The organism is Segeticoccus rhizosphaerae (genome assembly GCF_009192725.1).
In the GTDB taxonomy this organism is placed as follows: domain Bacteria; phylum Actinomycetota; class Actinomycetes; order Actinomycetales; family Dermatophilaceae; genus Segeticoccus; species Segeticoccus rhizosphaerae.
Map to the genome: position 1 here is coordinate 1 of NZ_VOHR01000638.1, position 855 is coordinate 855.

The following is an 855-nucleotide window of genomic DNA, read 5'->3' on the forward strand; positions in this document are numbered from 1 at the left end:
GAAGAAATCGGCGCGGGCGGTCCGGGCCGCCGGCCGCGGGATGACCGGCGCCGCCGCCGTGCTGCGGCAGGACATGACCGCGTTCGAGTCCGGGCTGCGCGCCGCCGAACTCGACCTGACCGGCTGGCTCGACCCCGGGAAGCTGGCGCGGCTGCTGCGCCGCGCCTACGACCCCGCCGGCGCCGACCCGCTCGGGGGCACCGACCTCGGGATGGACCTGGCGACCGCCGGACCCGTCGCCGTCCAGGAGCACTGGGACCACCTGCGGCACGACTCCGGCTACTCGGCCGTGCTCTGGGTCAGCGAGTGGCCCCGCATCCAGGTGCCCGCCCACTTCCTGCACGCCCTGGTCTTCACCCCCGGCGTCCGCAAAACCCTCTCCATCACCGCCACACCCCTCTCGACGGCCGCGGCGATGCGCGACATCCGCAAGGCCAAGGTCGAGTACCTGACCGACGCCGCGCAGAAGAGCCGGATCGGCGCGATCGCCGACCTGGCCGACGCCGCCGAACTGAACGACGTGATGGACCGCGAACAAGCCCTGATCAGCGGCCACGCCGACCTGCGGTTCACCGGCCTGGTCGCCGTCACCGCCACCACCAAAGACGAACTGGACGCCGCCGTCTCCCAAATCCAGCGCGCCGCCACCCAAACCGGCTGCGAGACCCGCCTGCTGGCCGGCCGGCAGGCGCGGGCGTTCACCGCCGCCGCCCTGCCGCTGGCCCGGAAGGTGCACTGACCATGCCCGAACACGACCACTCCACCACGCACTCCTCCGCCTTCTTCACCCCGCCCGGCGGCTCCCGCCGGGCCCGGCGCGCCCAGGCCAAGGCCGCCAAGAAGCTGACCGCGGTG

The 855-nt window shown here is 73.9% G+C and carries 1 protein-coding gene; it reads left to right on the forward strand.

All coding sequences use genetic code 11. The features are described 5' to 3' along the window. Positions 1–739, forward strand: a 739-nt coding sequence (locus tag FRW57_RS22255) for an SCO6880 family protein (protein WP_338055406.1), incomplete at its 5' end; no start/stop codon positions are given. Between the last annotated feature and the right edge of the window lie 116 nt (positions 740–855).